Annotated in this window: 22 protein-coding genes and 2 pseudogenes; 14 read left to right on the top strand and 10 right to left on the bottom strand. The window is 53.0% G+C overall.

The window, feature by feature from the left end; genetic code table 11:
• Positions 1-100 precede the first annotated feature (100 nt).
• From ACF8FB_RS01445 to ACF8FB_RS01435, 3 genes are all read right to left on the bottom strand, one after another.
• Positions 101-862: a siderophore-interacting protein gene (locus tag ACF8FB_RS01445; protein WP_392510916.1), complete on the bottom strand. Its 762-nt coding sequence runs from the start codon at positions 860-862 to the stop codon at positions 101-103.
• Positions 855-1,400, bottom strand: coding sequence for a PadR family transcriptional regulator (locus ACF8FB_RS01440; RefSeq protein WP_012051380.1), 546 nt, complete (start codon positions 1,398-1,400; stop codon positions 855-857). The genes ACF8FB_RS01445 and ACF8FB_RS01440 overlap by 8 nt, the downstream gene beginning before the upstream one ends.
• Before the next feature lie 89 nt (positions 1,401-1,489).
• Entirely contained in the window at positions 1,490-4,639 is a 3,150-nt protein-coding gene (locus ACF8FB_RS01435) for a transglycosylase domain-containing protein (RefSeq protein ID WP_392510914.1), read from the bottom strand.
• 391 nt (positions 4,640-5,030) lie between these two features.
• Between ACF8FB_RS01435 and ACF8FB_RS01430 the strand changes: the two genes are divergently transcribed.
• The gene (locus ACF8FB_RS01430) at positions 5,031-6,449 is read left to right on the top strand and encodes an amino acid permease (protein ID WP_003254987.1); all 1,419 of its coding nucleotides are present in this window, start codon (positions 5,031-5,033) and stop codon (positions 6,447-6,449) included.
• Positions 6,450-6,485: 36 nt separating this feature from the next.
• Here the strand turns inward: ACF8FB_RS01430 and ACF8FB_RS01425 are convergent.
• Positions 6,486-7,373 (bottom strand): annotated as a pseudogene (locus ACF8FB_RS01425) (glutamate synthase-related protein); the annotation flags it as partial.
• Positions 7,374-7,423: 50 nt separating this feature from the next.
• Between ACF8FB_RS01425 and ACF8FB_RS01420 the strand changes: the two are divergent.
• From ACF8FB_RS01420 to ACF8FB_RS01405, 4 genes are read left to right on the top strand one after another with little or no spacing between them, the layout of a single operon-like run.
• On the top strand, positions 7,424-9,460 hold the full coding sequence (locus ACF8FB_RS01420; RefSeq protein ID WP_392510912.1) for a hypothetical protein: 2,037 nt from the start codon (positions 7,424-7,426) through the stop codon (positions 9,458-9,460).
• Between the two features lie 14 nt (positions 9,461-9,474).
• Entirely contained in the window at positions 9,475-11,541 is a 2,067-nt protein-coding gene (locus tag ACF8FB_RS01415; protein ID WP_392510911.1) for a tyrosine-type recombinase/integrase, read from the top strand.
• Positions 11,538-12,458, top strand: coding sequence for a hypothetical protein (locus tag ACF8FB_RS01410; RefSeq protein ID WP_392510909.1), 921 nt, complete (start codon positions 11,538-11,540; stop codon positions 12,456-12,458). The genes ACF8FB_RS01415 and ACF8FB_RS01410 overlap by 4 nt, the downstream gene beginning before the upstream one ends.
• Before the next feature lie 3 nt (positions 12,459-12,461).
• Complete coding sequence (locus ACF8FB_RS01405) at positions 12,462-13,697, top strand: hypothetical protein (protein ID WP_392510908.1); 1,236 nt, start codon at positions 12,462-12,464, stop codon at positions 13,695-13,697.
• A 124-nt stretch (positions 13,698-13,821) separates the two neighbouring features.
• Here the strand turns inward: ACF8FB_RS01405 and ACF8FB_RS01400 are convergent, their stop codons facing one another.
• Together ACF8FB_RS01400 and ACF8FB_RS01395 are read right to left on the bottom strand one after the other, a co-directional pair.
• Entirely contained in the window at positions 13,822-14,193 is a 372-nt protein-coding gene (locus ACF8FB_RS01400) for a hypothetical protein (protein WP_392510907.1), read from the bottom strand.
• Positions 14,194-14,320: 127 nt separating this feature from the next.
• Entirely contained in the window at positions 14,321-14,806 is a 486-nt protein-coding gene (locus tag ACF8FB_RS01395; protein WP_392510906.1) for an XRE family transcriptional regulator, read from the bottom strand.
• Positions 14,807-15,114: 308 nt separating this feature from the next.
• Here ACF8FB_RS01395 and ACF8FB_RS01390 point away from each other — a divergent pair, with 308 nt between their 5' ends.
• The 8 genes from ACF8FB_RS01390 to ACF8FB_RS01355 all read left to right on the top strand — a co-directional run bounded on the left by ACF8FB_RS01390 (position 15,115) and on the right by ACF8FB_RS01355 (position 19,880).
• The gene (locus ACF8FB_RS01390; protein WP_392510904.1) at positions 15,115-15,411 is read left to right on the top strand and encodes a hypothetical protein; all 297 of its coding nucleotides are present in this window, start codon (positions 15,115-15,117) and stop codon (positions 15,409-15,411) included.
• A 228-nt stretch (positions 15,412-15,639) separates the two neighbouring features.
• On the top strand, positions 15,640-16,203 hold the full coding sequence (locus tag ACF8FB_RS01385; protein WP_392510902.1) for a hypothetical protein: 564 nt from the start codon (positions 15,640-15,642) through the stop codon (positions 16,201-16,203).
• A 79-nt stretch (positions 16,204-16,282) separates the two neighbouring features.
• Positions 16,283-17,011, top strand: coding sequence for a metallophosphoesterase family protein (locus tag ACF8FB_RS01380; protein WP_392510900.1), 729 nt, complete (start codon positions 16,283-16,285; stop codon positions 17,009-17,011).
• 62 nt (positions 17,012-17,073) lie between these two features.
• Complete coding sequence (locus ACF8FB_RS01375) at positions 17,074-17,445, top strand: hypothetical protein (RefSeq protein WP_392510899.1); 372 nt, start codon at positions 17,074-17,076, stop codon at positions 17,443-17,445.
• An 81-nt stretch (positions 17,446-17,526) separates the two neighbouring features.
• The gene (locus ACF8FB_RS01370) at positions 17,527-17,727 is read left to right on the top strand and encodes a hypothetical protein (RefSeq protein WP_392510897.1); all 201 of its coding nucleotides are present in this window, start codon (positions 17,527-17,529) and stop codon (positions 17,725-17,727) included.
• A 151-nt stretch (positions 17,728-17,878) separates the two neighbouring features.
• Positions 17,879-18,220 (top strand): hypothetical protein, encoded by a 342-nt coding sequence (locus ACF8FB_RS01365; protein WP_392510895.1) that lies wholly within the window; start codon positions 17,879-17,881, stop codon positions 18,218-18,220.
• A gap of 286 nt (positions 18,221-18,506) precedes the next feature.
• A complete protein-coding gene (locus ACF8FB_RS01360) occupies positions 18,507-19,193 on the top strand; it encodes an ImmA/IrrE family metallo-endopeptidase (RefSeq protein ID WP_392510893.1) in 687 nt (228 codons plus the stop codon).
• A gap of 396 nt (positions 19,194-19,589) precedes the next feature.
• Positions 19,590-19,880, top strand: a complete 291-nt coding sequence (locus ACF8FB_RS01355; protein WP_392510891.1) for a hypothetical protein — start codon at positions 19,590-19,592, stop codon at positions 19,878-19,880.
• Positions 19,881-20,005: 125 nt separating this feature from the next.
• Here ACF8FB_RS01355 and ACF8FB_RS01350 read toward each other — a convergent pair whose 3' ends face one another.
• Together ACF8FB_RS01350 and ACF8FB_RS01345 are read right to left on the bottom strand one after the other, a co-directional pair.
• Positions 20,006-20,440, bottom strand: coding sequence for a thioesterase family protein (locus ACF8FB_RS01350; protein ID WP_392510889.1), 435 nt, complete (start codon positions 20,438-20,440; stop codon positions 20,006-20,008).
• Positions 20,437-21,150: a class I SAM-dependent methyltransferase gene (locus tag ACF8FB_RS01345; RefSeq protein ID WP_392510967.1), complete on the bottom strand. Its 714-nt coding sequence runs from the start codon at positions 21,148-21,150 to the stop codon at positions 20,437-20,439. The genes ACF8FB_RS01350 and ACF8FB_RS01345 overlap by 4 nt, the downstream gene beginning before the upstream one ends.
• Here ACF8FB_RS01345 and ACF8FB_RS01340 point away from each other — a divergent pair.
• Positions 21,118-21,528: pseudogene (locus ACF8FB_RS01340) on the top strand (DUF4113 domain-containing protein); the annotation flags it as partial. The gene ACF8FB_RS01345 and the pseudogene ACF8FB_RS01340 sit on opposite strands and share 33 nt — an antisense overlap.
• A 95-nt stretch (positions 21,529-21,623) precedes the next feature.
• Here ACF8FB_RS01340 and ACF8FB_RS01335 read toward each other — a convergent pair.
• A complete protein-coding gene (locus tag ACF8FB_RS01335) occupies positions 21,624-24,527 on the bottom strand; it encodes a TrlF family AAA-like ATPase (RefSeq protein WP_392510887.1) in 2,904 nt (967 codons plus the stop codon).
• A gap of 93 nt (positions 24,528-24,620) precedes the next feature.
• Positions 24,621-25,172, bottom strand: a complete 552-nt coding sequence (locus ACF8FB_RS01330; RefSeq protein WP_392510885.1) for a DUF2059 domain-containing protein — start codon at positions 25,170-25,172, stop codon at positions 24,621-24,623.
• Positions 25,173-25,230 lie beyond the last annotated feature (58 nt).

Below are 25,230 nucleotides of genomic sequence, written 5' to 3'. Positions count from 1 at the left end.
GCTTGGGGCTGAACCGCTTGGTCTTATCAAATGGTTTAAACCGCGAAGCAGGCTGCGCTTTGCGTGGCACCGGCGAAGACGGCAGATCAGGCAATCACGATCACTCGTCGTCCGCAGTCCCGTTGGCCCGCCAGTAGGCTGCAGCTTTTAGCGCATCTTCCGGCACCCCTTTCTCCAGCAACAACGCCTTGGCCTGGCGAGTCAGGGCTTTTTCCAGCGCCACCCAGGCATACAGCCGGCCTTGCGGCAAGCTCAGGTTACGCACCAGTTCCAACAAGTCTTCCTCTTGGCGACGTACCCAGATCACTTCCACCTGCGCCTTGCTTGGCAGAGGCTGGCGCTCGTGCTCGTCTTCGATCTGGATCACTGCCAGCACCTGGCGGCCCGCTGGCAACTCCTCCAGCCGACGGCCAATGGCCGGGATGGCAGTTTCATCACCGATCAGCAGGTAGCTGTCGAAAATATCCGGCACCACCAGCGAGGCCCGTGGCCCTGCGATGTCCAGGGTTTGCCCAGGCGCGGCTTGCGCGGCCCAGGTAGAGGCAGGGCCGTCGCCGTGCAGCACGAAGTCGATGTCCAGCTCATGTGCCACCAGGTCGATGCGCCGTGGTGTGTACTCGCGCATGGTGGGCCGCGCGCCACCGTCCTTGCCCAGATTACGGGCCTCGATGGCCTGTTGTTGCTCCGGCGTTTCGGCGAACAGCAGCTTGATATGGTCGTCGCTGCCCATGCTGGTAAAGCCTTGCAGCTCGGCACCCCCCAGGGTGATGCGGCGCATGCGCGGGGTCAGCTCGATGACCCGCAGCACCTGCAGACGGCGCTGGCGGATCTCGTGGTTTACGCGGTGAATGGTGTCACTCATGGGGCGTCTCCCTGAAAGGTTCGGTGGGCCCGGAGGCGATGGCCTTGGCGGTATGGTTGAGCAGGTCACGGACCCGTTCGATTTCTTCCACTGTCCAGCGGCCGCTGTGCATGTGCAGTGCATGGCGCAGGTTGCCGACCGCTTCATGAATCTCTGGTGGGCGGTCGTGGCCGCGCAGGGCGCGTTTGCTGACCTCGATGCGCATGCGCACGCCATCCAGGGCTACTGCCTGATCCACCAAGGCGCTGCGGCCGGCATCGGTGATGGCGTAGAGGCGTTTGCTGCCTTGTACCTGGCCGCTGATCAGTTCGGCCTCTTCGAGGAAGTTCAGCGTGGGGTAGATCACCCCAGGGCTTGGGCTGTAGCTGCCGTCGAACAGATTTTCGATCTGGCGGATCAGGTCGTAACCGTGGCCGGGCTGCTCGGCCAGCAAGTCCAGCATCAGCAGCTTGAGGTCACCCGGGGCGAAGACACGCGGGCCGCGCTCGCCACGGGCGGGGCGCCGCTCGAAGGGATCATGAGGGGGATGTTCGCGCATAAGGATAGGGCTCCGTCGTTTGCGATATATCTTAAGATATTACTCAAGATATATCTAAAGACAAGCCCTTCAATGCTGATGATTATCATCTACTGCGTCGATGTGTTCCCTGTCGGTGGTGGTGAGTGCAGGGCAACCTGTGGCGGCTTGCACTCATTCGGATTGCCAGGCTGCAGGTATGGCATGAGGATCGGTGCCATGCCCTTGAGCACCTGCACTGGCAGCGCCGAAGTAAATTTGAACGCTTCTGCCGTGCGACCCGGCACGAAGGCGGTCAGCGTGCCGAAATGGTTGTCGCCGAGGAAGAACACGAAGGTGGCGGTGCGGTTTAGCGAGCGCGAGCCGATCAGCCGGCCGCCGGCGCCAAAGCTCTCGATTCGGTTGTCGCCGGTACCGGTCTTGCCGCCCATCACCAGTGGGGTGCCGTCCTGCAGCTTGAAGCTGCCGGAAATACGCCGCGCGGTACCTGCATCGACCACTTGCGACATGGCGCCTTTGAGTGCACGCGCCACTTCGACTGGCAGAATTCGCACGCCCCGGTCAGGGTCTGTGATCAGCTTGGTCTCGTAGGGTGTGTTGGCTGCGAAATGCAGGGTGTCGATGCGCAGGGTCGGCAGGCGAACACCGTCGTTCTGGATGATCCCGACCAGTTCGGAGAGGGCAGCGGGGCGGTCGCCGGAGCTGCCGATGGCGGTGGCCAATGAGGGCACCAGGTGGTCGAATGGATAGCCCACGCGTTTCCAGCGTTGGTGGATATCGAGGAAGGCTTCGATTTCGACCATGGTGCGGATGCGGCTGTCACGGGCGCCCTGGTGGCGGCTCTTGAACAGCCAGCCGTATACCTCCTGGCGTTCGAAACGACTGGCGTTGATCATCTCGGTCAGTGTCGAGCTTGGGTTCTTCAGCAGGTAGCCAAGCAGCCACAGGTCCAGCGGGTGGACCTTGGCGATGTAACCCTGGTCGGGCAGGTCGTACTTGCCGGGGCCGTAAGCTGCGTACATCTCTGACAGACGGCCATCGGTCAGTTTGCCCAACACGGCCTTGTCGCCCTTGAGGTGGGCACGCACGAACGCGTTGAAGGTTTCCTGGCCTGCCTCTGGGAACAGGTAGCGGTGTACCGCCGCCAACCGCTGTGGGGTCACGCGCATGCTGTCGAGGAAGGTGTCCAGGCGTTGTTGCGAGGTTTTACGCTGGTACTTCTTCCAGAAGCGCATCAGGTAGTTGGTGCCTTCCTTGTCGGCAAAGCGCGCAAGGTACTCCTGGCGGCGCGGGTCGGCATCGTCCTTGAGCAGCGGCACGCGGTTGTACGGCTGCTGGTAAGTCACGTAGCGCACCAGGTCGCGCATCAGCCGGATGAACGGCAGGTTGATCGACTCGCGCAGTGCATCCTTGAGTGTCGGGTTGCGGTTGTTGTCTTCCTTGCGGAAGTTGTTGAACACATGCATCCCGCCACCGGTGAAAAACGCTTCACCGGTGTTGGCCGAATACTTGCGCTCGAGCGCGGCGTCGAGCATGGCGTCAAGGCTCTGGTTCTTGCTGTTCTGCGCCAGCCATTCCAGCGACCATTGCGTGATGCGGTCGAGTTCGGCCACTTCGACCTTCTTCAGCTCGGCGGCAGGTTTGCCAGCGTACTTGTCGTGCAGCTCGGCGATAATTTCAAGGTAGGTGGTCAGTACCCGCAGCTTGGCAGTTGAGCCCAGCTCCAGCTTGCTGCCTTCGTTGATGTCGAAGGGCTGGTTGGTGCTGTCGGTCTGCACCCGTACCCGCGAGCCATCGGCGGTGCGTTCGAACAGGGTGAAGCTGTAGCTCACCTGGTCGGTGGTCTTGGCAGTGAGCAGCCGCTCGCCGATCAGGCCTATCTGTGCGGCAAACTCCGGGTCGGCAAGGTTTTTCAGGTACTGGCTAACCTGCAGCTGCAGGTCGGCCTGCAAGGTACTGGTGGCTGACAGGTCGAGGCGGTCGAGGTCGTACAGCGGGCGATTGAGCATGGCCGACAGGCGGTTGCGCGCCAGGCTGATGCCCTTGTTGGTGATGATCGGTACGATGGTCGGCTGCGCGACCCAGTCGCGGTACACCGCCTTGCTGGCCAGCGCGGCATCGGCCAGTGGCTGATCGATGACCTTGTTGGCGGCGAGCACGCGGATGTGCGCGTCGGTCAGTTCGGCCAGCTCGACCCGGCCCTTGGACAAGTAATGCGAGGGGCGGCGTTGGGCAATCATCAGCGACAGCACCTGGCGCAGGGCCAGGCCACGTGCGGCCATGCTCTGGGGGTCGGTGGCGGTGGCGTTCAGGGCCTGGTTGACCTGGTCGAAGTCGGCGCCGTACCACACCCGCAGGCCCTCGGCCATGCCATGCACCTCGCCATGCCCAGGCACAGCCGACAGCGGTACGCTGTTGAGGTAGTCGCGCACGATGCGCTGGCGTGCCTCGGTGGTGTCGGGGCCGCCCTGGTAGGCACGCACGCTGGCAGAAATCATCTGCCGGATCTTCTCCGCGCCCGACACCGTCAGGCCGTCGGGTGAGTGGCGATATTTCTCCAGCTGTGTGGCCAGGGTGCTGCCGCCGGCAGACTGGCCGGGCAGGGCCAGGTACTTGGCGACCTGGCTGTAGGCGGCCTTGGCAAAGCGTGGCCAGTCCACTGCCGGGTTGTTACGTGGGTCCTGGGTATCCAGCAGGTCGCGGTTTTCGATGAACAGCAAGCTGTTGACCATCACGGGAGGGATCGCTGCAAAGTCCGGGTACAGGTGCTGGGGGTAGTTGTACTGGTACAGCGTGTCGCCGCGGCAGTCGGTGATCGACAGGCCGGCCTGGATTTTCTCGATATAGGGGGCGAACAGCCCATGATCGACGTAGTTCATCAATGCGGGTGAGAACTTCACCTGTTCGCTGATGAGGTAGTCGCGCTTGAGCAGGCGTGGCAGGAATTCACCCAGGGCGCTATAGCCCAGGCGTTTGTCGAACGGCCCGTCACCGGGGTAGATGATGGCATCGCTGGGACCGGGTTGCAGCGAATAGGTCAGTGTACTGGCCAGTTTGCTGAACTCGCGCGATTGCAGTTCAGAGGTACGGAATTCGTCATACGCGGCAACACCGATGGCAACCAGCGCCACCAGCAGGATGAGGATGATCAGCCGCCACCATAGCCGACGCTGACGGGGGGACTTGGGTTGTGGCGTCTCGGCCGGAGGTATCTCGGGTGCTTCCGTTCTGCTTGGTTCCGATTGCCACAGTGCGCCCATAATCTTCTATCCGGCCAAGTATTTTCGTCTTGCTTGTCTGAAGCTTAGACGTTGAGTGGATAGGGTGAAAAATTTGTAAGAAGAAGGAAAAAGTCATGTGGGGCTATGCGGCTTTGGTGTGGGTTCCTTCAACGGACGATGTTGCTATGGTGCCCCGGCGATTTTTGGGGCGTGTGGCGGCCCCAGAGTTCTAGCCAAATTTCTGCATATATACAGTGAAAACTCCTACAACGGTCTTCCTATACTGCTCGCCCCCTTCGCCTTGCCGGGCGCTCTACTCCGGCACACGGGCCGGTCCACAAGGCCAGCCTGGCAAGCCAATGCCACGCCTATCGGCTTGGTCGCGGCGGCACGAAGGTCAAATCCAATAACAAAATGAGGTTGTATTGCTATGCCAGTCGGCAACCACTCTGCCCACGGCCAGGCCACTGAAGGCGGCCCGCTCAAGCGTGAACTGGGCGAACGGCACATCCGCCTGATGGCGCTGGGCGCCTGTATCGGTGTCGGTCTTTTCCTCGGTTCGGCCAAGGCGATCGAAATGGCTGGCCCGGCCATCATGTTGTCCTACATCATCGGCGGCCTGGCCATTCTGGTGATCATGCGCGCCCTTGGTGAAATGGCCGTGCACAACCCTGTCGCCGGCTCGTTCAGCCGTTATGCCCAGGATTACCTCGGCCCATTGGCGGGCTTCCTGACCGGCTGGAACTACTGGTTCCTGTGGCTGGTGACCTGTGTTGCCGAAATCACGGCAGTGGCCATCTACATGGGCATCTGGTTCCCCGACGTTCCGCGCTGGATCTGGGCCCTGGCGGCGCTGGGCAGCATGGGCGCGGTCAACCTGGTGGCGGTGAAGGCTTTTGGTGAGTTCGAGTTCTGGTTCGCGCTGATCAAGATCGTCACCATCATCGCCATGGTGCTTGGCGGCATCGGCATCATTGCCTTCGGCTTTGGCAATGACGGTGTGGCAGTGGGGATCTCCAACCTATGGAGCAACGGCGGTTTCATGCCCAATGGTGTGACCGGCGTGCTGATGTCGCTGCAGATGGTGATGTTCGCCTATCTGGGTGTGGAAATGATCGGCCTCACCGCAGGTGAAGCACGCAACCCGCAAAAGACCATTCCGCAGGCCATCGGCTCGGTGTTCTGGCGCATCCTGCTGTTCTACGTCGGCGCGTTGTTCGTGATCCTGTCGATTTACCCGTGGAACGAAATCGGTAGCCAGGGCAGCCCGTTCGTCATGACCTTCGAGCGCCTCGGCATCAAGACCGCCGCCGGCATCATCAACTTCGTGGTCATCACGGCGGCGCTGTCATCGTGCAACGGCGGCATCTTCAGCACCGGGCGCATGCTCTATAGCCTGGCACAGAACGGCCAGGCGCCGGCGGCCTTCGCCCGCACCTCGAAGAACGGCGTGCCACGCAATGCGCTGCTGCTGTCGATCGGCGCGTTGCTGCTGGGCGTGCTGGCCAACTACCTGGTGCCAGAAAAGGTCTTCGTCTGGGTGACCTCGATCGCCACCTTCGGTGCGATCTGGACCTGGGTGATGATCTTGCTGGCGCAGCTGAAGTTCCGTGCCGGCCTTACCACGGCCGAGCGCAAGGCACTGAAGTACCGCATGTGGCTGTGGCCGCTGAGCTCGTATCTGGCACTGGCTTTCCTGGTGCTGGTGGTGGGGCTGATGGCGTACTTCGAGGATACGCGTGTGGCCCTGTACATCGGCCCGGCGTTCCTGGTGCTGCTGACAGTGCTGTATTACACGTTCCGCCTGGCGCCGAAAGACGCACAAGGTGTGACGAGTACAGCCTCCTGACCTGACGTGGGGCCGCCTTGCGGCCCCAGCGTTCTCTCAGGCCGCCACTTCGCTGTGCGGCTCGAAACTGTCCGCCCGGGCCAGTTGCCACATCCGCGAATAGAACTGGCCGTTCACCTCGCCGGTCAGCAGCTCACCTGGCTTCAAGAACACATGCATCTGCGAGAACAGCTTGATTTCGGTGGCCGAAATGCGCCGCACCAGGTGCTTGGCCTCCAGTTGTGCCGGATGCTCCAGGCCTGCCGCCGCCAGCATTTCTGCCAAGGCACGCAACGTGTTGTGATGGAAGTTCAGCACCCGCTGGGCTTTGTCGGGCACCACCAGCGCGCGCTGGCGCAGCGGATCTTGCGTGGCCACGCCGGTCGGGCATTTGTTGGTGTGGCAGCTTTGCGACTGGATGCAGCCGATGGCGAACATGAAGCCGCGTGCCGAGTTGGCCCAGTCGGCGCCAATGGCCAGCACGCTGGCGATGTCGAAGGCGCTGACAATCTTGCCGCTGGCGCCCAGCTTGATCTTGTCGCGCAGGTTCAGGCCGACCAGGGTGTTGTGCACGAACAGCAGGCCTTCACGCAGTGGCACGCCGATATGGTCGGTGAACTCCACGGGCGCTGCGCCGGTGCCGCCTTCCTTGCCATCGACGACGATGAAGTCGGGCAGGATGCCGGTTTCCAGCATGGCCTTGGCGATGCCCATGAATTCCCACGGGTGGCCGAGGCAGAACTTGAACCCCACTGGCTTGCCGCCGGACAGTTCACGCAATTGGGCGATGAACTGCATCATTTCGATCGGTGTCGAGAAGGCGCTGTGGCGCGACGGTGAGATGCAATCCTCGCCCATCAGCACGCCACGGGTTTCGGCAATTTCCTGGGTGACCTTGTGTTTGGGCAATATGCCGCCATGGCCGGGTTTGGCGCCCTGGCTCATAAACTTATATCAACTACTCTGTTGACCATAGGTTTGGGAGGGCCTGAGGAATGGGACGCAAGCGAATCAAGCACGACGTAGAGGATGCGCTCCGTCAGGCCGAAAAAGTCCACCACATGGATCACAGGGACGAGGATGGCCTCTATCCGCATTCAGTCACATGGCAATGGACTGCCAAAAATGGCAAGGCTAAAGGTAAGACCCTCAGACTCACGGTGGATGTGGCTGACGCTACAACGCAAGAGTTGCACTGGTTAGCTACGTCACCCTGTCGTTTTTTTTATTCAGAATTCAATAAAGACTTTCCTTGGGCTGTTGATGCACTTGCTCGTGCTTTGAAAACTATGTGCATTAACAACCAGTGGAGCATAGGCATGGCGAGCCAGAGCCGGTGGGCCATTGGGGAGTTTTTCGCGTACTGCCGTCACAAACAAGTGCAGCTTGAATCGAGCAAAGATTTAAGTTTCATGCTCCTGTGTGAATGGCGAAACAGCCTCCGTCTGCTCGATAAGAAGAGTCGGTACAAGGCAGCGTTCTTTCGCGCTTTCACACGCGTTTTCGAGATCCTACTGGGCACAAGTGTGGTTCCTGAGGTCTATACCCTTCCCGTGTATCTTGCCGATAGTGATGATCCGATTCGGCCATATAGCGACGCTGTGATGTACCAAATCATAAGTGCCTGTGTCAGTGATATACATCAAGTCATGAGTGAGGCTGAGTTGTTCGCTAAGCTTATTGCGGATGGAACTTTGCCAAGCGAGATCAAATCAGTAAAAGATTGTTCGGAATGGGCTGATGTAGTGAATATCTATGTGAGCAAATTTTCGCATCGATTTAGCGCAGGCACTGGGGAACCAAACATTTCCAGTACTGCGCGCAGCACAGTCAGCCATGCTCTGGCACGACTCAGAGAAAAAATGCCCGTTGAAGCTGATGAGTTCCTAGAGCGCGTAAAGCTCGTCTGTAATGAGAGTCAGGGCCCCAATTCGCTTCCTTTTAAAAGGCTTGCCGAGAAGGAAGTTCCGACTCGCGGCTCATTGACGCCGTTTCTGATTTTTTTCCTGATTTTCTCAGGAAAAAATAAAGAAGTGGTGCTGACTTGGAAGCGATCTTATAAGGTGAATGGTGCTGAGTTGAGCCCATTGGACTGGAAGGATCCGATTGATCCTTCTAATTGCCGAGTTAGGGGTGTCAAGGCACGCGGAAAAAAAGGGGATCGTGAATTTGATGATACTTACATCAAAATCGAGGACGGTGGATTGTACTCTGTGCTGCGATTCCTCATTTGGTATACAGAGCCTTTAACCCAAATGGCTGATTCATCTGCCAATGACTCTCTTTGGCTATTCCAAGGGAAGGATGGTGTGATGAGTTTCTACACAACTGAACCATTCAGCAGGGCCATTCGTTGTTTCATGGATCGGCATGAGATTTGGGAAGTTGAAACCGGTGATAACGGAGATCTCGTAAGGCAACGCCTAACATCGCTCGATAGTCGTCGCTTTCGTAAGGTTTTCGCATCCAAAGAAATGCTTAAATTCATGCGGGAGGCGCAAAACTTTGAAGAGCTTTGTTCGTCTCTCATGCATTCTTTAAATCACAAAAATTTTGATACTACCCTGTCAAAATACATCGGGGGGTGGGCGCAGAAAGAAGTTTCCGATCTTGGTATCTTCGCCTTGCAAACTAAATATGTAGAGGCGGCTAGAAGTTTTCGTGGGAGCACGCATCCAAAAGGTGTCGTCGGTACTACACCAGGTTTGTACGTAGCCTGTGCGGACTCTAGTAACCCTGACTATGAGGGAGCTACCACTACAGATACCTGCCACGAATTTGATATGTGCCTAGGTTGTAGCCAAAGTCGTGTCTTTGAAGCCCACCTCCCACGAATTGCTATGCGTGTGCTGCAGTACGAGCAGCTCCGTAGTGAGATGCCAAGCTTGGCCTGGGAGGCTTCATACTCCAGAAAGCTAGCGCGCGCGATGGATCTGCTCACTCGTTGGGAGGATCAAGCGGCAGTGGAGGCCGCTTGGAACGCTGCCAAACAAGGCCATATTCGTCTCCCCCATCTTATTGCCCGTAGTTAAATTCAGGACTATTCATGACGAAGAAAGAGCACTTTGAGGGTGCGGTGTATGAAGATAACTACATCGTTGGAAGTCGTTGGAAAATGCTTGATTTAATCGCTGGCAAATTTGCTGAGACACAGGTGAGCCAGTTAACCAAGTTTGTAGATAATGACTGGGACTTCCGGAAGGAGGGAGCTAAGGCGTGCTTGTATCTAGAAAAGATGGTTAAAGGCAATGAGGAGACCCGCTTCCCGATCTTGATTTTGCTTAAGATTTTGATGCTGGCATTGTCAGGGCTGGCAAGTGTCACCGATAAGTCTGGCGGTACTATCTATAATATTATGTCTAGTGCTCGAGACTTAATTACATGGCTGGTTAGCAAGGGGTACCTTACGAGTATCCATAAGGGAGGGTATTTTAAAGCGCCATGTGACCTTCTGCCGGAAGATTTTGCTGAGTTCATTGCCTTGGTGGATTCGCAGGATATCACTAGGTCTTATAAGTTTGAGAAGATTAGACTCTTGAAAGAATGGTGGGGGCTTTCTAGGAATGAAGGCGTATTGCCTCAGTTTCTTAAGCTCTCCTCTAACCCTTTTGGCGAAAAAAACTTTGGTGACTTTTTTGTCTCGACGCCATTTGTTAGCAAAATCAAATTTGGCTTGCTCACGCATGGAGATGAAGAATCGGGATGGGCTCCTATACCCTTGGATTATGCATTTCCATTAGCCGACGCTGCGGCTTCTTATATAGAAAATTATGGTGAGGGCATAATACGTTTCCATCAAGTGGTGTACGAAGGAGTAGTGGCAAAAAAGAAAAGTAATTCTGTAACTCGCGCCGCGCTGCTTGAAGCCTGTGCAGCACAAGGAATCACCTTGGAAAAATTAGGTGAGGGGCTTCCATTTAAGTTGGATTTGGTGGACTACTCTCCGCCTTCTAATTCTAAGAAAAATACAGTTAAACTGAAACGCGAAGAAGCTGAAACCTGTATAAAGCATATGAAGCGTGCTGCTATGATAGTGATACTATTTGTTACTGGTGCGCGGAGCCGCGAGTTGGCGAATCTAAAGGTCGGATGCTGCCAGCCCGATTATTCGTTAGGGGTAGAAAATTTTTATCGTTTGACCGTTACCATTTTCAAGACGAGTCGCGAGTACTCTAAAGGCCAAGTGCTGACGATTCCCGTGCCCGAGATTGCCTACAAGGCCGTGAAGGTTCTAGAGGGCCTAAACTCATTGACTCGTCTCGATGACCTCCTGCTTGCCCCTATGTTCAAAAGCGAGCGCGGACGTGTGGCACATGATGAGGTCTGTACTACCACCATCTTAAATGCTGTTAAAAAGTTTGCCAGCGATATCGGTCTTGGCTACCTCCCTCACCCGCACCAGTTCCGAAAGACTATCGCTGGTTGGTTTGTTATGAATAGTCCAGTATTGGGGCCGTTGTTGGTGATGCGTTTGTTTTCGCATAAATCCTTATCCATGACGGAAATGTATCTCCGAAACAATCCGCTCATTCGTGAAGCACGGCAGGAGATGCTTGCCAAACAGTCCTTGAAAGTAGTCAGTACGATTGCCGCTGCGGTTAAAAATGGAAAGTTAGCGGGGCCCGCAGGAGAACGTTTTGTCCAAGGTGTAAATGAAGATCCAGTATTTCTTGGGATCACCGGAGAAGAGCTGGGTGCAACGATGGAAGAGTATTTGCGCGAAAGAGTTTCCCAGGCGTCAATGCACTTCCTTCTGACACCACTTTCCATATGTGTCTACAACCCTAGTGATGAATCCCAGCGGCCGTGCGCTCGCTTAGTAAACGCTCAGGTAACGACCCCGCAGATTCATATCCGCCACAACTCAGTTGACCAAGTGCCTGTTCTTGATATGACTGATGGTCTCCCTGTTGTAGATAAATGCGTAGGTGCCCAGTGCGGCTCGTGTCTAATCACCCATTGTGAGTCGCAGAAGCTTGAGCAATCGCTGAAGTTTTATGAGGATTTAATTGCTGGGGCAATACAAGATGACTACTCTAACAATATCTATCTGATGCGTGATGCCCAAGAATTTGTGAGGCTTTATGCGCCGATATTGGAGCAGATCAAATGACGAATAAGCGGGATCTTTATGAATTGGCGTCCGATTGTTTCGAGGCGGCGAAAGAGGCGCATGCCCGATCAGGAGAACCAGTTACTATCTCAGCTATTGCAAAAAGGTTGGGGATAGACCGTAAATATTTTTATGGTCAAATAAAAATGTCAGATGCTACCGTGCGTAGCAAATGGCTCAAGCTAGGGGAAAAAATTAACGATTTCAAGGCGCAGGTCAAAGCAAAGAAAGCTTTCCATGATGCTGAGGCACTCAGTGATGCAGATAAATTAAGGAACGCTCTAATTGAAAACTATTCGCTTGTCGAAAGTGTTGAGAATCTGAAGGCGACGTCGGAGCAACTCCAGAAAAATTTTTTGCTGGCTCAGCATAGAATTGCCGAGCTTGAAGCACAGATCCTAGGCCTCCAACGTCAAAGACCATTGCAAGGTTCATCAACCTCGACTTCGAAAATTCGACACCTGCGCACAGTGATAAGTCCGGACTCTTTTCGTAACAATACTGATCCTCTATCCATGAAGAGAGCGTGGCTTACAGCCATGGCAAGTTTGCGCTCAATCATCGATACACCAGGCGACAAAGATCTTTATATCACCGTTGGCCCCCCCGGCAGTGGTAAGAGCTCTTGGTGCCGGAAGTCGGTAAATTTTTACAGGCCTTCTATACTATTTGATGCATGTAATCTTACTCGGGCAGATAGGTATGATTTTTTTGATATGCTTAGTGAGCGTTCCGGGGTGCGGATCATAGCGGTAGTTTTTTGTGTCTCGATTGATCTGCTACGGGAGCGGAATCAGAGCCGGGTTGTCGGAGAACGGCTTCCTTTCAAAAAAATCAAAGAAATGTATGAGCTAATCGAGTATCCAAGTCTTTTTGATGAGATTGAGATGTTTGACGAGATAATAATGGTGCGTTGAAATATGGCTGACTACGTTGAGTTTACAAGAAATGTGGATCATACGCCTATACCTCATGTAGGCGGACGGCTTCACTATCCGCTTGCAAATTTCTTCATCTACCTTCGCAAAACTTCCATGAAAAGAGGGGGTAGTCGTGAGCCAACAACAATATCTAACTTTTCCAAATACTTGAAGATATGGTTTGACTATTGTGCTGATGTTGGTGTTGGTTTCCAAGAGTCGAATTATGATGTGCATCTTTCCGTCTTAAGAACGACATTGTTAGCACGAGGTTTGCAGCCACAGTCCTATAACGCCTATTATCAGGCGTGGAGAGTGTTTTATGAATGGTGTGATACCGTAGGCATAGCGCACCTTATGAAGTTTCCGGTCAAAATAGAAATGGATCGACCTTCCCATCAGCTGAAAGACTTGGGTTTCAATAAGACTGATAGTTTATCTAGGGGGTTGAAAGATCCAGGGTGTCTTCCAGTAACGAACATGCTGGATTTTAAGGATTGTGTTCTTAATCCCACGGAGTATGCCATCCTAGTAGAGCAGCTTCGGTTGAATGATATTGTCTTCGAGATGATTGCTTTTAGTATGTGCACCACAGGCCTTCGAATAGGTGGAGTAATGCAAATGCCTCTGGGGGCTGATGCAATGAATCCCAGATGGCTGCGTTATCCTGAATTGAACCAGACTGGTGCTGAGTTTCAAAGATTGAATTATTTACCCAAGGGAAAGAAAAGAATTCTCACATGCATGGTGTTGACCGAGGCTCTAAAGGTTATTCATGAGCAGTACATCAAGAAGGATCGAGTTGCGCGAGCGCGTATATACAACTCTAAAGATATCAGAGCAGTCGCTCCGCTCTGGCTGACTTCAACGGGGAAGCAAGTTTTCAATTACGATGTTTGGAGCGCGTTTAGGTTGGCGAGTTCGGTCATGGGCAGAGACGTCAAACCTCACCATCTCCGACATACCTACGCGACTTATGTGGTCTATAACTACTTCAAGGCGCATGGGCTCAAGCCCAATTTGGCTTATGCGCACGATATTCACGAACAGCTGAAGCTTCAGCTGGGCCACAGCGATGTAGAAATTACTAAAAAATACATCCGGACGGTCATTCGGATTGAAACAGAGGCATGGCTTCCTGTACTTACCCCACATGTCAAAGCTCAGGTCGATACGTGCTTGCCCGCACATGTCCTTGCGGCGGTCACCAAGTTTTTTGAGCCCAAATCAATGTAGATCAGAGTCAGTAATTCATCTGTCTGATAAGAAGAGATTTGAAGATTTAAGCGGGGATGGGCATATTTAGAGTGAGGTAGGAAAAGGGAGAGGCAGGGGCTAGCCCCTACCTCGAAGGGCTAGATCAATCGTCGTCGCTACCCAGGTTTCCCAGGAGCTTGTCGATAGTGGGATGTGGGCCAGACCGGTCTTCATTTGGGTCTTCCAAAGGCCTGACAGGAGGGAAGCTGGCGAGATGGCTTGTCTGACCACTAGCGCTAAGGTGCGCCATATTTTCCTGGATAACATCACGCATACCTTGCTTCGCAAGATACCGAGCCACCTCGCGAGTTTTCTCGCGATTGCCTCCGACACTAGAGATGAGGTCGTAGGAAGCGTCATATGCGTCAATAGCCGCTTCGGCATAGGCCATCACGCCGTTTGCCATGTTCTGGTCAGCGGCCTTGGCGGGTTCGGAGCTTTGTTTTCCGGGTTGCTGATCTGGGTCGTGCCGCATGGAATTCACCTCTAGGTCAGTGAGGTCTGTGGGAGAATTCGGACGGTAGGCGAGGCTCATAGGCCAGGGCGATCATCCGGGTGGCTATTTGTTATAGACCAGGACTTGGTAAGCCGCAATGTCGGATCTATTTTTCTGCATGTTTCGAGTGCCAAATCTTATTCACAGTCGATGCGGCCATTTCCAACTTATTGGACGTCTCTTTTTGCGTAAGACCTTCTGCTTTGCATTGGAGTACGGCTCTAATTCTTTCTGCAGAAATCGGCCGCTTACCTGATGTCGCAGTCCTAAGCTTCCCGTCATCAAACTGTGCGGGGATGTTATTCAGAACTCCTAGATCGCGAATCTTCGATATTTCACCCCAGAGAAAGGCCATGTAGTCCTCGAGGCTCTCCCCACGCTCATGACAGGATGCTACAGCTAGCAGGGCGACAGGATCGACGTCCATGGCATGGCAGATTCCTTCCAGTGTCTCGAGGGTTGTGCTCGATTTAGCATGCTCAAGATTGTGAAGATGGACAGCTTCTACAGCCTTTCCTAAACGTTCTTGGGACAGCCCTCGAGCGGCACGAGTGGTGCGGAGGGCTGCCGCCAGGGTGTATCGCGATGGCATGAGGGCTTCCCGCAAAGGGAAGGATAAGGCCATAGCTCTAAATTCACATACATAAAATATAGTGTATGATTGTGAATTGATGGTATGGTTGCTCTACCCGTTCCAGTAGACGGCGCAAGGGAGCAGGGACAATCGCGGGCTTCCGCTTTGCTGTCAATTTATGGCTTTTGTTACTTAAGCTTGCTAGTCGGTTTTCTGAAAGTTTGATCTAGGAAGGAAGGAAAGTTTTGTTGTTTACAAATCGAGCGGAGCTCCAAGGCCAGTTTGCCGCTGTCGACGATGTCCGATTTTTGTGGAGTTCAGCGAGCTTGAATCCGGACAATTACTACTTTGTCGTGGAGGGCTGTGGGCTGGTTGATGGACGCTTTGGGCCATGGGTGCGCATCGTGTCGAACGTTGAAGAGGTTGACTCGCTTTGTAAAGGAGGTACTGCTGAAACGCTGAGTGTTAATAAGATTCAGCTGATAGCTCCGCCTTCTATGACCCGCCGATCAGAGCTTTCAATGCAGCTCCTCTCAGAGATCCGGATCAAACCAGGCAGCCAGACCCGCCCGGTCTATGAATTCGTCACCCACGATGGGCAGGTCTATTCGAATCAGCGATGACTTGGGAGCGACCAGGGGGCGCCTATGATTTTCGAGATCTTGCGTCACCGTAGGGGCTCCGTTGGGCCTTGGAAACCGCCTCTGTGTTATCGGGAGGCGGGTTAAGAGAGCAGTACTGACACCAGCACTGTTTAATCGTTATTCGCGTAGCTGATCCAGCTCATCGACGCACACTGCTTTCGAGGCGGTGGGGATGCTTGCGCGCTTTAAAAATTGCAGGAGCAGATTTTGTTCAAATTTGATTGCAGGCAGGTCACTGGAGTGATCGAAACCCTCCATGTCTCGAGCACAGAGCAGGGCACAGTAACAGCCTACATGGTCATCGATGGGCAGGTGCTTCCCAAGGTGCTGCTGCCAGGGAAGATCTATGAGGAGCTCGACAAGGGGCAGCGAGTGACCCTGTACGGCATCTTCACCAAGAAGAAGGACAAGATGGAGAACAAAGCCGTCATATACGCCATGAAGGGCGAGAACGGCACGCTGGTCGCAGCGCGTGAGTATCAGGTGAAGGTGCCGATCCTCATCTTGGTGTCTGCGATTCCTGTGATGATTTTGACCTTCATCATCGGCTGCTTCGCATCTCCGTATTTCATCTACCTGGTTACGGGTAGCGAGAACCCGGATTACCTCGTGCCGACCACCTTCGTCTGGGCATTCTGGGAAGGCATCATTTCGGGTCTAGTCATGGTTGGTTTTGCGATCAACTTCATCCGGAAGAGCAACGATCCTGAGGGCTGGGCGCCGATCGGTATTGCTGAGCTTTCTCAGCGCTTCAGCAAAGCCTTCAAGTAATTGCTGGTAGCCAGGCCTCCACTCCGTTGGAGGCACTGGATGAGCGATTAGCCTGCCGATACGGAGACCAGGCAATACGATGAGAATCACGGTCTACTCAGATCTCCATCTGGAGTTCGTCGACTTCCAACCACCTGCGACAGAGGCTGATTTGGTCATCCTGGCCGGCGACATCTCTGTGCGTGGCCGGGGAGTGGTGTGGGCGAACGACACTTTCGAGTGCCCGGTACTCTACGTCTGCGGGAACCATGAGTTCTATAAGGGGCACATCGACCGGACACTCACCAAAATGCGCGGCGCGGCTGCTGAGCACGTGCACATCTTGGATAACCAGATCCTCATCATCGGTAACACGCGCTTCCTGGTCGCAACAGCCTGGACGGATTACACCGCCACGGGCGACTACAAAGCTGCGATGAGGATCTGTGCCGAGTGGATGACCGACTTCAAGAGGATCCGGATCGGGGAGGGGTACAGCAAGCTTCGGCCCGCAGATCTCATCGCTCGGAACATTGCTACTCGAGAATTCCTGGCGACAGAGCTGGCGAAGGATTACGACGGCAACACCGTGGTGATCACCCACCATTGCCCCATCCAGGATGTCGCCGGCGATGGTCATGAAGGCCATCTTGGCGCGGCGTACTTCAACCAGTGGCATGACCTGGTCGCTCAGGCTGATTTCTGGGTTTTTGGTCACACGCATCATGCGGTCGACACGGTCATTTCTGGCTGCCGACTCGTATCGAACCCTCGAGGCTATCCGGGCGAGCGCACCGGCTTCTCGCCGGATTTCACCATCGAGATTTAATCTGCCGTGGGTGTTGCTCGAGCATCCAGCACCAGGGTCAGAAGTAGGAGCAGGAATAACCAATGTCTGACGAAGTCGTCATCGAATATCACGTCAAAGAATTCTCGGATTTCCAGCTCAAGCGGATCGGTCGTGCAATGGCTCAGCAATACCCGGTACCGATCACTGCCTACCTGAGCGATGTGTTCATCTCCTCAGAACGTGCGATTGGGATCGTCTTTGGTCACAACGATCCGGGGCCTTACGAGCAGCATGCGGACGGGCACATTTTGCAGACCGCGCCGATCTACGAATTGCGAAGGTTTGGCAGATTCTGGGTGGCGTCTACGAACAGCGGCAACTACGTGCTGGCGACGTTCAAGCGAGATTTGGGGAGGAGAAGCCTGAGAGGGCTTATTGCAGTTGCCGACAAAGCAAATTTGCCAGCTGCTTGATCACGGTAGCCAGGCGCCTCCGTGCGCTGGAGCATCGAATCGAGGTGCAGTTCAACTGGTTCTTAAGACCATGCGCCTCCGATGAACGCTGCTGAGGATTTTGAAATCACGCAGCCGTTCGGTAGTGAGATGCCCCGCGTCTACCAGACCCTGGATGTAGCCTTTGGCTTTGCCGCGGGCTTCACGCAGGTCAGCTTCCGTGCTGCTGAGGTGGATGTCATCAACGATGAGTTGCCAGCACTGGTTCTGACGAACACAGGGGCGTTGAGGAGAGTTTCGTAGTAGCCAGGAACAGGATTGCTCAAGTAGGCGCTCCGCAGATTGAACCTGTGTGAAGGCTATCATGCTCGCGCCCAATCGCCTGTTACTGGCTGGCCCATTGGTTGGTGTCTCGTGTGTAGTGCTCCGAGATTGCCATACATAGGAGAGAAAAATGGTTAAACGGCGAGCGCCGCTTTCCACGTCCAAGATCGTCGATGTCACGCCATCAGCCATGCCCAGTACGGTAGCCAAGGCAATGCAGATCGATTTCGATTTGGAGGTCACGGCGTACCTGTCATCGGTTGAGTACGGGCCGCATGAGCTGTTTCTAAGAGGTGTTGTCTTCGGTGACCGCGAGCGGCGTTTTGATGATGGCGATCCCATACGCACCTCCAACATCGTCACGTATGAAGAGATCCAAGGCTACGTGGTAGCGCGCACCCTCAACAGTACATACGTCGTCTGCGACTGGGCGGCAGATGGTGCGAGAGGGGGCTCGAAGGCTCAGCACTAGCACCGCCAGCTGTTTTACATGACCCGCCACCCATCGTGTATCGTATCGGATATGGCTAGATGCAATGCTGGCAGTTGCAAGAGGCAAAGGAAAAGCTCGTGCGTGACGCTGCGGCCTGAAGTTCTAACTGGCTGCAGCAGAAGCGCCCACAAGCGATTCTCTTGCCAAAACAGCGTTATTGAGAAGACCGTCTGTCGAAAATTCCATTCTGATCGCAGTGGCAAGCTTGATAGCACTACATATTGAGCTACGGTTAGTCATGTGTGCCTACATATGGTGTTTGCGCATGAATCAGACGTACATTGAGCAACAGGCTAACGATCTCTTGAACGCCATCTATCGGGACAGGAAGGTTCATTGGCCCGATAAGACAGTTTCTCCCATTGAAGTCCGCGACCCAAGGGTGGCGGCCTTGGTATTGGGCTATGACTACCATGTGTTGCCCAACCTAGGTGACCCCAAGTTCAACCGGAACGGTGCTCGTATCGCCGGCATGATCGACCGCCAGTCGAGCCGGATTGCTGTTTCCATGGAGTTTGGGCTGGCTGTCCAGCAGTTCACTGGTGCGCACGAGATAGGCCATCTCCTCTTGCATGAAGAAGCGGTAATGCACCGGGACAGGGCGCTCGATGGCAGACCCCTGGAAGGGAAGCGTCCACCGCAGGAGCGTGAAGCGGATTACTTTGCAGCGTGTTTTTTGGTGCCGCAGAAACTGCTTCTGGAACGGTTCCAGGCTGTCTTCTACTGCAAGGGCCAGTTCTTTTTCAACGATACCTCGGCTTACCACCTTGATCCGACAGGATCGGGCCGCCTGCTCTATGCGGAAAGAGACTCGTTAGAGCGAGAGCTGGCTTTGGCTAGATGCGAAAGATTTAACGGGCGGTATTTCGTATCGTTAGCTCAGCAATTTGGCGTGTCAGATTCAGCCATGGCTCTGCGGATTAAAGAACTTGATCTTGTTAGGTGGCCTTAGGGTGCGGATCTAAGTTTCAGTGTTGTCGTGCAGGGCCAAATGTTATGGGGTTGGGCTTGCACGGCATTTTCAATTAAGTCAGTTTTTCAACTGACAGGGTGGATTGCCTCAGGTAGGCAATTCGGGCTGCAGTTACCCACCCGGCCAGATTGCCTCGTATTCGGTGATTTCCAAGCCCAGCACCTGATGCTGGGCCAGGATAGAGAAGGCTTCGTGAAGGTCGAGCTAACTCAGCCCCTTCTGCATCAGCACCTGTAGCGTTTACATAGGACTCTGTTTTGTAGGGGTTTTCTGCCGGTTGTCTGAATCAGGGCAGTCACTTTCCTGGAGGGTTGAAACGTCATCATCCCGCGCTATGGTTGATGGACTATAAGACTAAAGTCGTAGGAGAGTGGCATGCGTATACGCGGTGAAGTTTTTTGGGCTTGGGCCGATCCTGTGCTTCATCACCGGAGCCATGACGAGGAGCTGGATGACGGCACCTCGATTGATGTCCAGGTGAGGCTTTCCAGGACTGGCCAGACACAGATGTTCATCGGCGTGTATGCGGGATGTGGCATGGCTCTTCACGAAGAGGCATTCGACTCTCGGCCAGGTGAGTCGATGACTCGGGCCTTGGCCTGGGGAGTGGGGCGTGCAAGACGACTCGCGACCGATCAGCGGCCTACAGTAAGGCAAGTGGCCTAGACATCAAGATCAGCACTACGGTGGTCGCTGTGCACATGCCAGCGATCACAGATTCTTGGGGCTTTTGCGATGAGGATCGTTGCGGGCAAAAGAAAGCCCGCTGCTAGGCGCACACGGTCTAAAAGCTAGCAGTAGCCAGTAGTTTTCTTCGCTACTTTCGCATTAAATCGCTTGAGATCTACCACCGCTCGGTGATGCAGCCCCTTTCCAATAACGCCCAATTCGTCATTGCATTCGACATCGAATATCAGAGCGTTACCGTTAATGGCGGTCAGCTCCACCCTCGCGCTTACGACCATGCCTACGGGTGTCGCTGCAGTATGGCTCATGCTCACTTGCGTACCCACGGTGCGCTGATCACTCGTGAGATAGGGCCGTAGACCTTGAATACAGGTCTGTTCCATGAATCCAACCATAATTGCGGTTGCCAGCACCTCCGGCATGTCGCTGAAGCCAGGCCATTCAGCCTCTACATTCGGAACCAGGTGTTTTGGTGAGACTTGGAAGCTCTCTGTGTGAATGAGACCGACCTTGAGTCCATTGAGCGATGAGCTGTTCATATCCTTCCAGTCCTCATGTTGATGGGCCAAGTCACCCTATGGCGCTGGGCTGAGTCTCCCCAAAGCTCAGCCATTTCAGTGGCGAAGGTTTCCAGAAGATCGATCCGACCTGATTGCTTGGCGCTTCGCACTGCCGACCACGTCGAGATGTAGCCTAGAAACTCTGGGAGTGACCACTCAAGCCGAATGGATAAGTCTGGTGTGGTCATCTCAGTGAATGGAAAGGCTATGGTGGCGTAGCCACTGTCTACCAGTTTGCGTTCAGCCGGCCAGTACGACCCGATCTCGCGCCAGTAGAAATCCTTGAAGCGTTCGTTCAGTTGCCCCTCCAGCTTCAGCACCCCGTAGCTGATCAGAGCCAGGATCGCACCAGGTTCAGAAATTCGGCGTACCTCGCTATAAAACCTTGGCAAGTCAAACCAATGCGCGGCCTGGGCTGCAGTGATCAAACTGGCACTACGGCTGAGAAGAGGTAGGTCTTCAGCTAGAGCGCACCCATAGTGGATGTTGCTCAGGGGAGAGGCGTTGGCAATCTGATCCGCGCTTGGATCGAATCCAGCTACGGTCTGGAAATGGTCAGCCAAGAGCCTTGTCAGTTGTCCTGTCCCGCACCCGACATCGACTGCGAGGAAGTGTCCGGGCACCAGGGAGGCAAGATGTGCTGCCAGTTCAGATGGATACGGGTGAGCATCCGCACGGGCATGTTCAATCCGGACGAGGCGAAGTACGCCAACGGCGTCCTGGTCGAGCTGCCATATCCAACGGACGATACGCGTTTGCTGACAAAAGCGGCGCAGGAGGGTGTGGGGCGAGTATTTCGTGAAGGTTTCCGTTACAGCAAGGCGGAAGTGTTGCTGCTCGAGCTCAGCCAGCCAAACGAGATCACCGCTGACCTGTTCGCGGCGGCACAGCCGGCGGCGAGTGAAAAGCTCATGGGGGTGCTTGATGCGGTGAACGGAAGGTGGGGTAGAGGGACGATGCGGTTGGCAAGCGTGCCAGTGGATCCCAGCTGGGGCATGCGGCGGGAGTTGATGAGCCAGAGCTTCACCACGAGAATTGATGAGCTCTGGACGGTGTACTGTAAATAGGTGATCAGAAGCGGGGCAAAAGAATCCTGCTGCTAGGCGGCCAGGAGCCAGAAATTTTCGGGTTTCGATAGTTTCTGGCGGCGTCTGTGGGTAGTTTAAATTTTAAATCCGTATTTTAGCTCCCGTTCTTTAAAAGCCGTAACTCCACCTTCGAGGATCTCGCAAACATGCTGGCGAATACCTTGAGACCTCAGGGGGGAGTCTTTAGTCGGTGCCTCATAGGAACACTCCAAACTTCCGCTGAAGTACTCGAATCGATGGTTATCCATGCTGGAGTCGACTTGTTGCCCTATTTGATTAGCTACTATTACGCACTCTGCGTCTGCCGCTACTACAAGGTTTGCATTGTGAGTAACTATTATTATTTGTCGGGCGCGTTTTTTTTGCCTAACAAAATCTTTCAGTTGGTCATAGATGGTTCTGTTATCTAAGTTATCCTCAGGCTGGTCGATAAGGATCGGGTGTGAGGCATTGCTTAGGTGTAGGATTAGATTCAGTAATACCAGTCCGCGCTTGCCTGGTGACATCGTAGCAATGTCGTCGTTTTTATAGTGGACGACATAATTGACGTAGAAGCAGTCGCTGTAGAGCTTCTTGATTACATCTATATCTTCAATGCCTTTGCGAGTGGTAGGAATGTTGGTTTTCTTTATGTAGTTTGAATGTGTTTGTGTAACGCGCTCTGCATGAGAGTCAATGTCAAAGTTGATGTCGCCATTTGGCAGTAAGAGGTCGCCGAGCAACGTGCTCATATTTCCGCGTCTATCGAATAACAAAGAGAATTCATTAAACTTATCCTCGTTCAATACGACCTCAGCTGAAACTGCGATGTCATCTTCGAACTGATAGTCGGATTTTGAAGTTTCTTGTGCGTAGTCGCGGTAAGTAGTTATGAGCTCGCTGTACAGGTCGCTTAGTTCCCGCTTGCAGTCTAAACCCTGGATTTTAATTGAAGCCTGTTTCTCGCCTATATCATCTAATTGTTTTAGTTTGTTTTCTTCTTTTTGCAGCTTTTTTGTGGCTAGGTCAAGAGATGCTTGATCGGTAATCTTAATCAGGAGGGGCTTGAGATCGTTGTCAATGGTGCTGGATTCAGTTGAGATTCTTGTTTTTAGTGGTGAGATGTTTCGTGTGCGGTACGACAGCTGTTGTTTGAATTTGTCTATAGCGGTTGAGAGGTCTCGCTCTAGCAAATCAAGTGCTTTAATGGTAAAGGCAGAGTCGCTTGGTAAGCCAATGTCTGCCAGGATTAATTCTTTGAATTGCTCAACTTGGTTAGGGAATCTGTTTGTGATAGAGGTCGCTATCTGTTCAGTGCCAGTCTTTATTTTTGAAAGGATCGCGTCACGGTTTTCGATGCTTGTTTTTCGTATTGACAGGTACTTGTATTTTTGCTCCTCTAAGTCGGTAAATCCCGATATCTCACGTAACGTCTGAATCTCATTTTTTAATCTGTCTATTTCTGATGTGATGGCCGAACGGGTTCCAATTGCTTCCGCGTCCTTGTTAAGGGTGCTGTACTTGGTTCTGAGCTCAAAAAAAGAGTCAATTTTTTGATTTATAACTTTGCTCGTGGTGGTTATTTTTTTTTCTTGGTCTTCAGAGAATTGTTGGAAGCTAGAATTTTGTAGGAGTATGTCTCGTATCAAGGTGTTGAGTTGAGATCTGCCTGCTTCTTCGGCTAAGTGGTTAATATAAAGCTGTGGTATGTACGTGATTGGCTTTGAGTTATTACTCTCAGAAAGTCGACTAACGTCACCATTAGACCAGACCACTTCGAAATCTACTGGCGGTAAGCCCGTATAGTTAGAGGCTTTCGCTAGCTGGGTTTTGCTGTCAACCTCTTCTTTATTTACAGCTTTAGCAATGTGGTAGAGGAGTAACGACTTTCCAGAGGATTTGCCACCTATGATCGTATTGAGATCTGGGTTGAGTTCCTGCCAGTTATCACTGAAAAGTTTATGCTGTTCTGGATCAAGAAAGCGTACTTTATCTATGATCTGATAAGGGCTTTTTTGTTGCGGCGATAGCTCTTGAATAGCAACCCTTGAGCATGGATCATAAATGACTTGTTTTAAACCTGAGAAAGTCAGATCTCCTTTAATCCAAGTGTGTCTGTTTTTATCAGGTTTGAATAGCTCAGCCCATGTGTGAGCATCGGATCCCCATAAGCACGCTTTGATTGAACCAAATTCCTTGACGAAGGAGTCCTTGTTTCTCCCGCCCAAGAAGAATGCTGTAGTTTTAGGGTTTGATGAAAAAATGAAATGCGCTTGCTTTATGAGATTTTTTCGCAGGTTGTGACCTTGAGAGTTCCAGTTCACAACGCTCAAGTCCTCATCGCACGGAAGTGCCGTTAGATGCTTGTCTCTGAAGTACGCATTTTGATTTAAAAGCCTTGAGATTTCGTCTTCGTCTACAGACGCACACATCATGCCAATAAATAGTGCGCTTCCGTTCGATGCGAATGGTTGGTGTTCTGCTATCAGGCGCTGGCCTAGCTCTTCCAGATTTGACTTTGTTAAAGGGCGGCGCTCGGCTTGTTGGCCGGTGGAGGCATTAACGCAAATTTGAATCTGTGAAATGAAGTCGCTTTCAATTTTTTCAATGGGGATTTCATCAGAAAGCAGAACGTGGTAATTTACTTTTCTGTTCCAAGAGAGATCATTTTCTTTTCCAATGACTAGCTTGCTGAGCCGGAATTCGATATTTGGAAATATTTTAATTCTGTCGATTTGTTCAAGTGTTTTGGCGTCAAAAAGATTCTGCATTTTATCGGGGTTGTCTAAATACTCCCGGCGAAGAATTTTGTAGCCCTCTGGAAGGTAGTAATCAGTTATGCCAATGGCGCTAACTCCGGCTGAGATAGCCCGCGTAAAAAGTTCAGTTACATATCTGTCCCAGTCTTGGCCAAACTCATTTCTGAGGACTGATGCTGGAGTGTGTACATGGAGATCCCACTTGCGCCATTCCGATCCTTTGGGGTAAGTCTTAGTCACTTTATTTATTCCATTTTGATTATGTGAAATTTTGCGCCACAGAACGTTTGCGACTAGACTTGGGCGGTAGCGTCAGTGTAGTAGCTTTCGTTCTTAATTTTCTGTTGTTGGGCAGGACTGAGCGGTTTGCTTCTTTGGATCTCTGTTAGTGCCCGCCAGAGCAATATTGCGTCGATGATTCCTTGCCATTGCTTCTTCCAGCCCATGAATCATATCTAGAGTAATTGCGGGTTGTTTGCTAATGTAGTTGACCATCGCTGAGCTTGTGTAAAACTTATTAAGTTCTTGAATGTCTTTAAGCGATAAGTTTTTGCGTAGCGCTTCGACCAATATATCAATGAGCTGGTTATTTTGAAGGCCGACGTCTGCAATGCAGTTAAGCTCTTCTTGGGATGCCTTGTACTTTGCTTTATATTGTTCTAGTCGGTTTTTTTCGATGGCCTCTAGCGAGGCGCGCATCCCGGAGGTTTCAATAAGCTGTCGCAGCTGAATATTTATGTCGCCATTCACAACTTCCGAGTTATAGTTGCTTTGGGTTGTCGTTCCCGTGAATATTTTGTCGTAGTTTGATAAGAGTGCCGTTAAAACCACGCCGGCGAAGCCAATGAGTGCAATGGTGATTTCTTTTCTAGTCGGACTTGTCATGTTATGGGCGAGTAAATGAGAATGGTAGGTAGCACTATGCCATGCTTCTGCTGCTGGT

Origin of the sequence: Pseudomonas sp. yb_2, assembly GCF_043103905.1 — a bacterium.
Lineage (GTDB): Bacteria > Pseudomonadota > Gammaproteobacteria > Pseudomonadales > Pseudomonadaceae > Aquipseudomonas > Aquipseudomonas alloputida.
Note: the sequence above shows the minus strand (reverse complement) of the source record. Positions and strands in the feature narration are given on the sequence as shown.

Excerpts from the sequence above, each read along its gene's own strand:
- ACF8FB_RS01355 (WP_392510891.1), top strand. The coding sequence starts at position 19,590 with ATGCGTATACGCGGTGAAGTTTTTTGGGCTTGGGCCGATCCTGTGCTT.
- ACF8FB_RS01400 (WP_392510907.1), bottom strand. The coding sequence starts at position 14,193 with ATGCGGCACGACCCAGATCAGCAACCCGGAAAACAAAGCTCCGAACCC.
- ACF8FB_RS01415 (WP_392510911.1), top strand. The coding sequence starts at position 9,475 with ATGACGAAGAAAGAGCACTTTGAGGGTGCGGTGTATGAAGATAACTAC.
- ACF8FB_RS01405 (WP_392510908.1), top strand. The coding sequence starts at position 12,462 with ATGGCTGACTACGTTGAGTTTACAAGAAATGTGGATCATACGCCTATA.
- ACF8FB_RS01360 (WP_392510893.1), top strand. The coding sequence starts at position 18,507 with ATGAATCAGACGTACATTGAGCAACAGGCTAACGATCTCTTGAACGCC.
- ACF8FB_RS01370 (WP_392510897.1), top strand. The coding sequence starts at position 17,527 with ATGAACGCTGCTGAGGATTTTGAAATCACGCAGCCGTTCGGTAGTGAG.
- ACF8FB_RS01380 (WP_392510900.1), top strand. The coding sequence starts at position 16,283 with ATGAGAATCACGGTCTACTCAGATCTCCATCTGGAGTTCGTCGACTTC.
- ACF8FB_RS01410 (WP_392510909.1), top strand. The coding sequence starts at position 11,538 with ATGACGAATAAGCGGGATCTTTATGAATTGGCGTCCGATTGTTTCGAG.
- ACF8FB_RS01440 (WP_012051380.1), bottom strand. The coding sequence starts at position 1,400 with ATGCGCGAACATCCCCCTCATGATCCCTTCGAGCGGCGCCCCGCCCGT.
- ACF8FB_RS01365 (WP_392510895.1), top strand. The coding sequence starts at position 17,879 with ATGGTTAAACGGCGAGCGCCGCTTTCCACGTCCAAGATCGTCGATGTC.
- ACF8FB_RS01445 (WP_392510916.1), bottom strand. The coding sequence starts at position 862 with ATGAGTGACACCATTCACCGCGTAAACCACGAGATCCGCCAGCGCCGT.
- ACF8FB_RS01350 (WP_392510889.1), bottom strand. The coding sequence starts at position 20,440 with ATGAACAGCTCATCGCTCAATGGACTCAAGGTCGGTCTCATTCACACA.
- ACF8FB_RS01435 (WP_392510914.1), bottom strand. The coding sequence starts at position 4,639 with ATGGGCGCACTGTGGCAATCGGAACCAAGCAGAACGGAAGCACCCGAG.
- ACF8FB_RS01375 (WP_392510899.1), top strand. The coding sequence starts at position 17,074 with ATGTCTGACGAAGTCGTCATCGAATATCACGTCAAAGAATTCTCGGAT.
- ACF8FB_RS01330 (WP_392510885.1), bottom strand. The coding sequence starts at position 25,172 with ATGACAAGTCCGACTAGAAAAGAAATCACCATTGCACTCATTGGCTTC.
- ACF8FB_RS01395 (WP_392510906.1), bottom strand. The coding sequence starts at position 14,806 with ATGCCATCGCGATACACCCTGGCGGCAGCCCTCCGCACCACTCGTGCC.
- ACF8FB_RS01420 (WP_392510912.1), top strand. The coding sequence starts at position 7,424 with ATGGGACGCAAGCGAATCAAGCACGACGTAGAGGATGCGCTCCGTCAG.
- ACF8FB_RS01430 (WP_003254987.1), top strand. The coding sequence starts at position 5,031 with ATGCCAGTCGGCAACCACTCTGCCCACGGCCAGGCCACTGAAGGCGGC.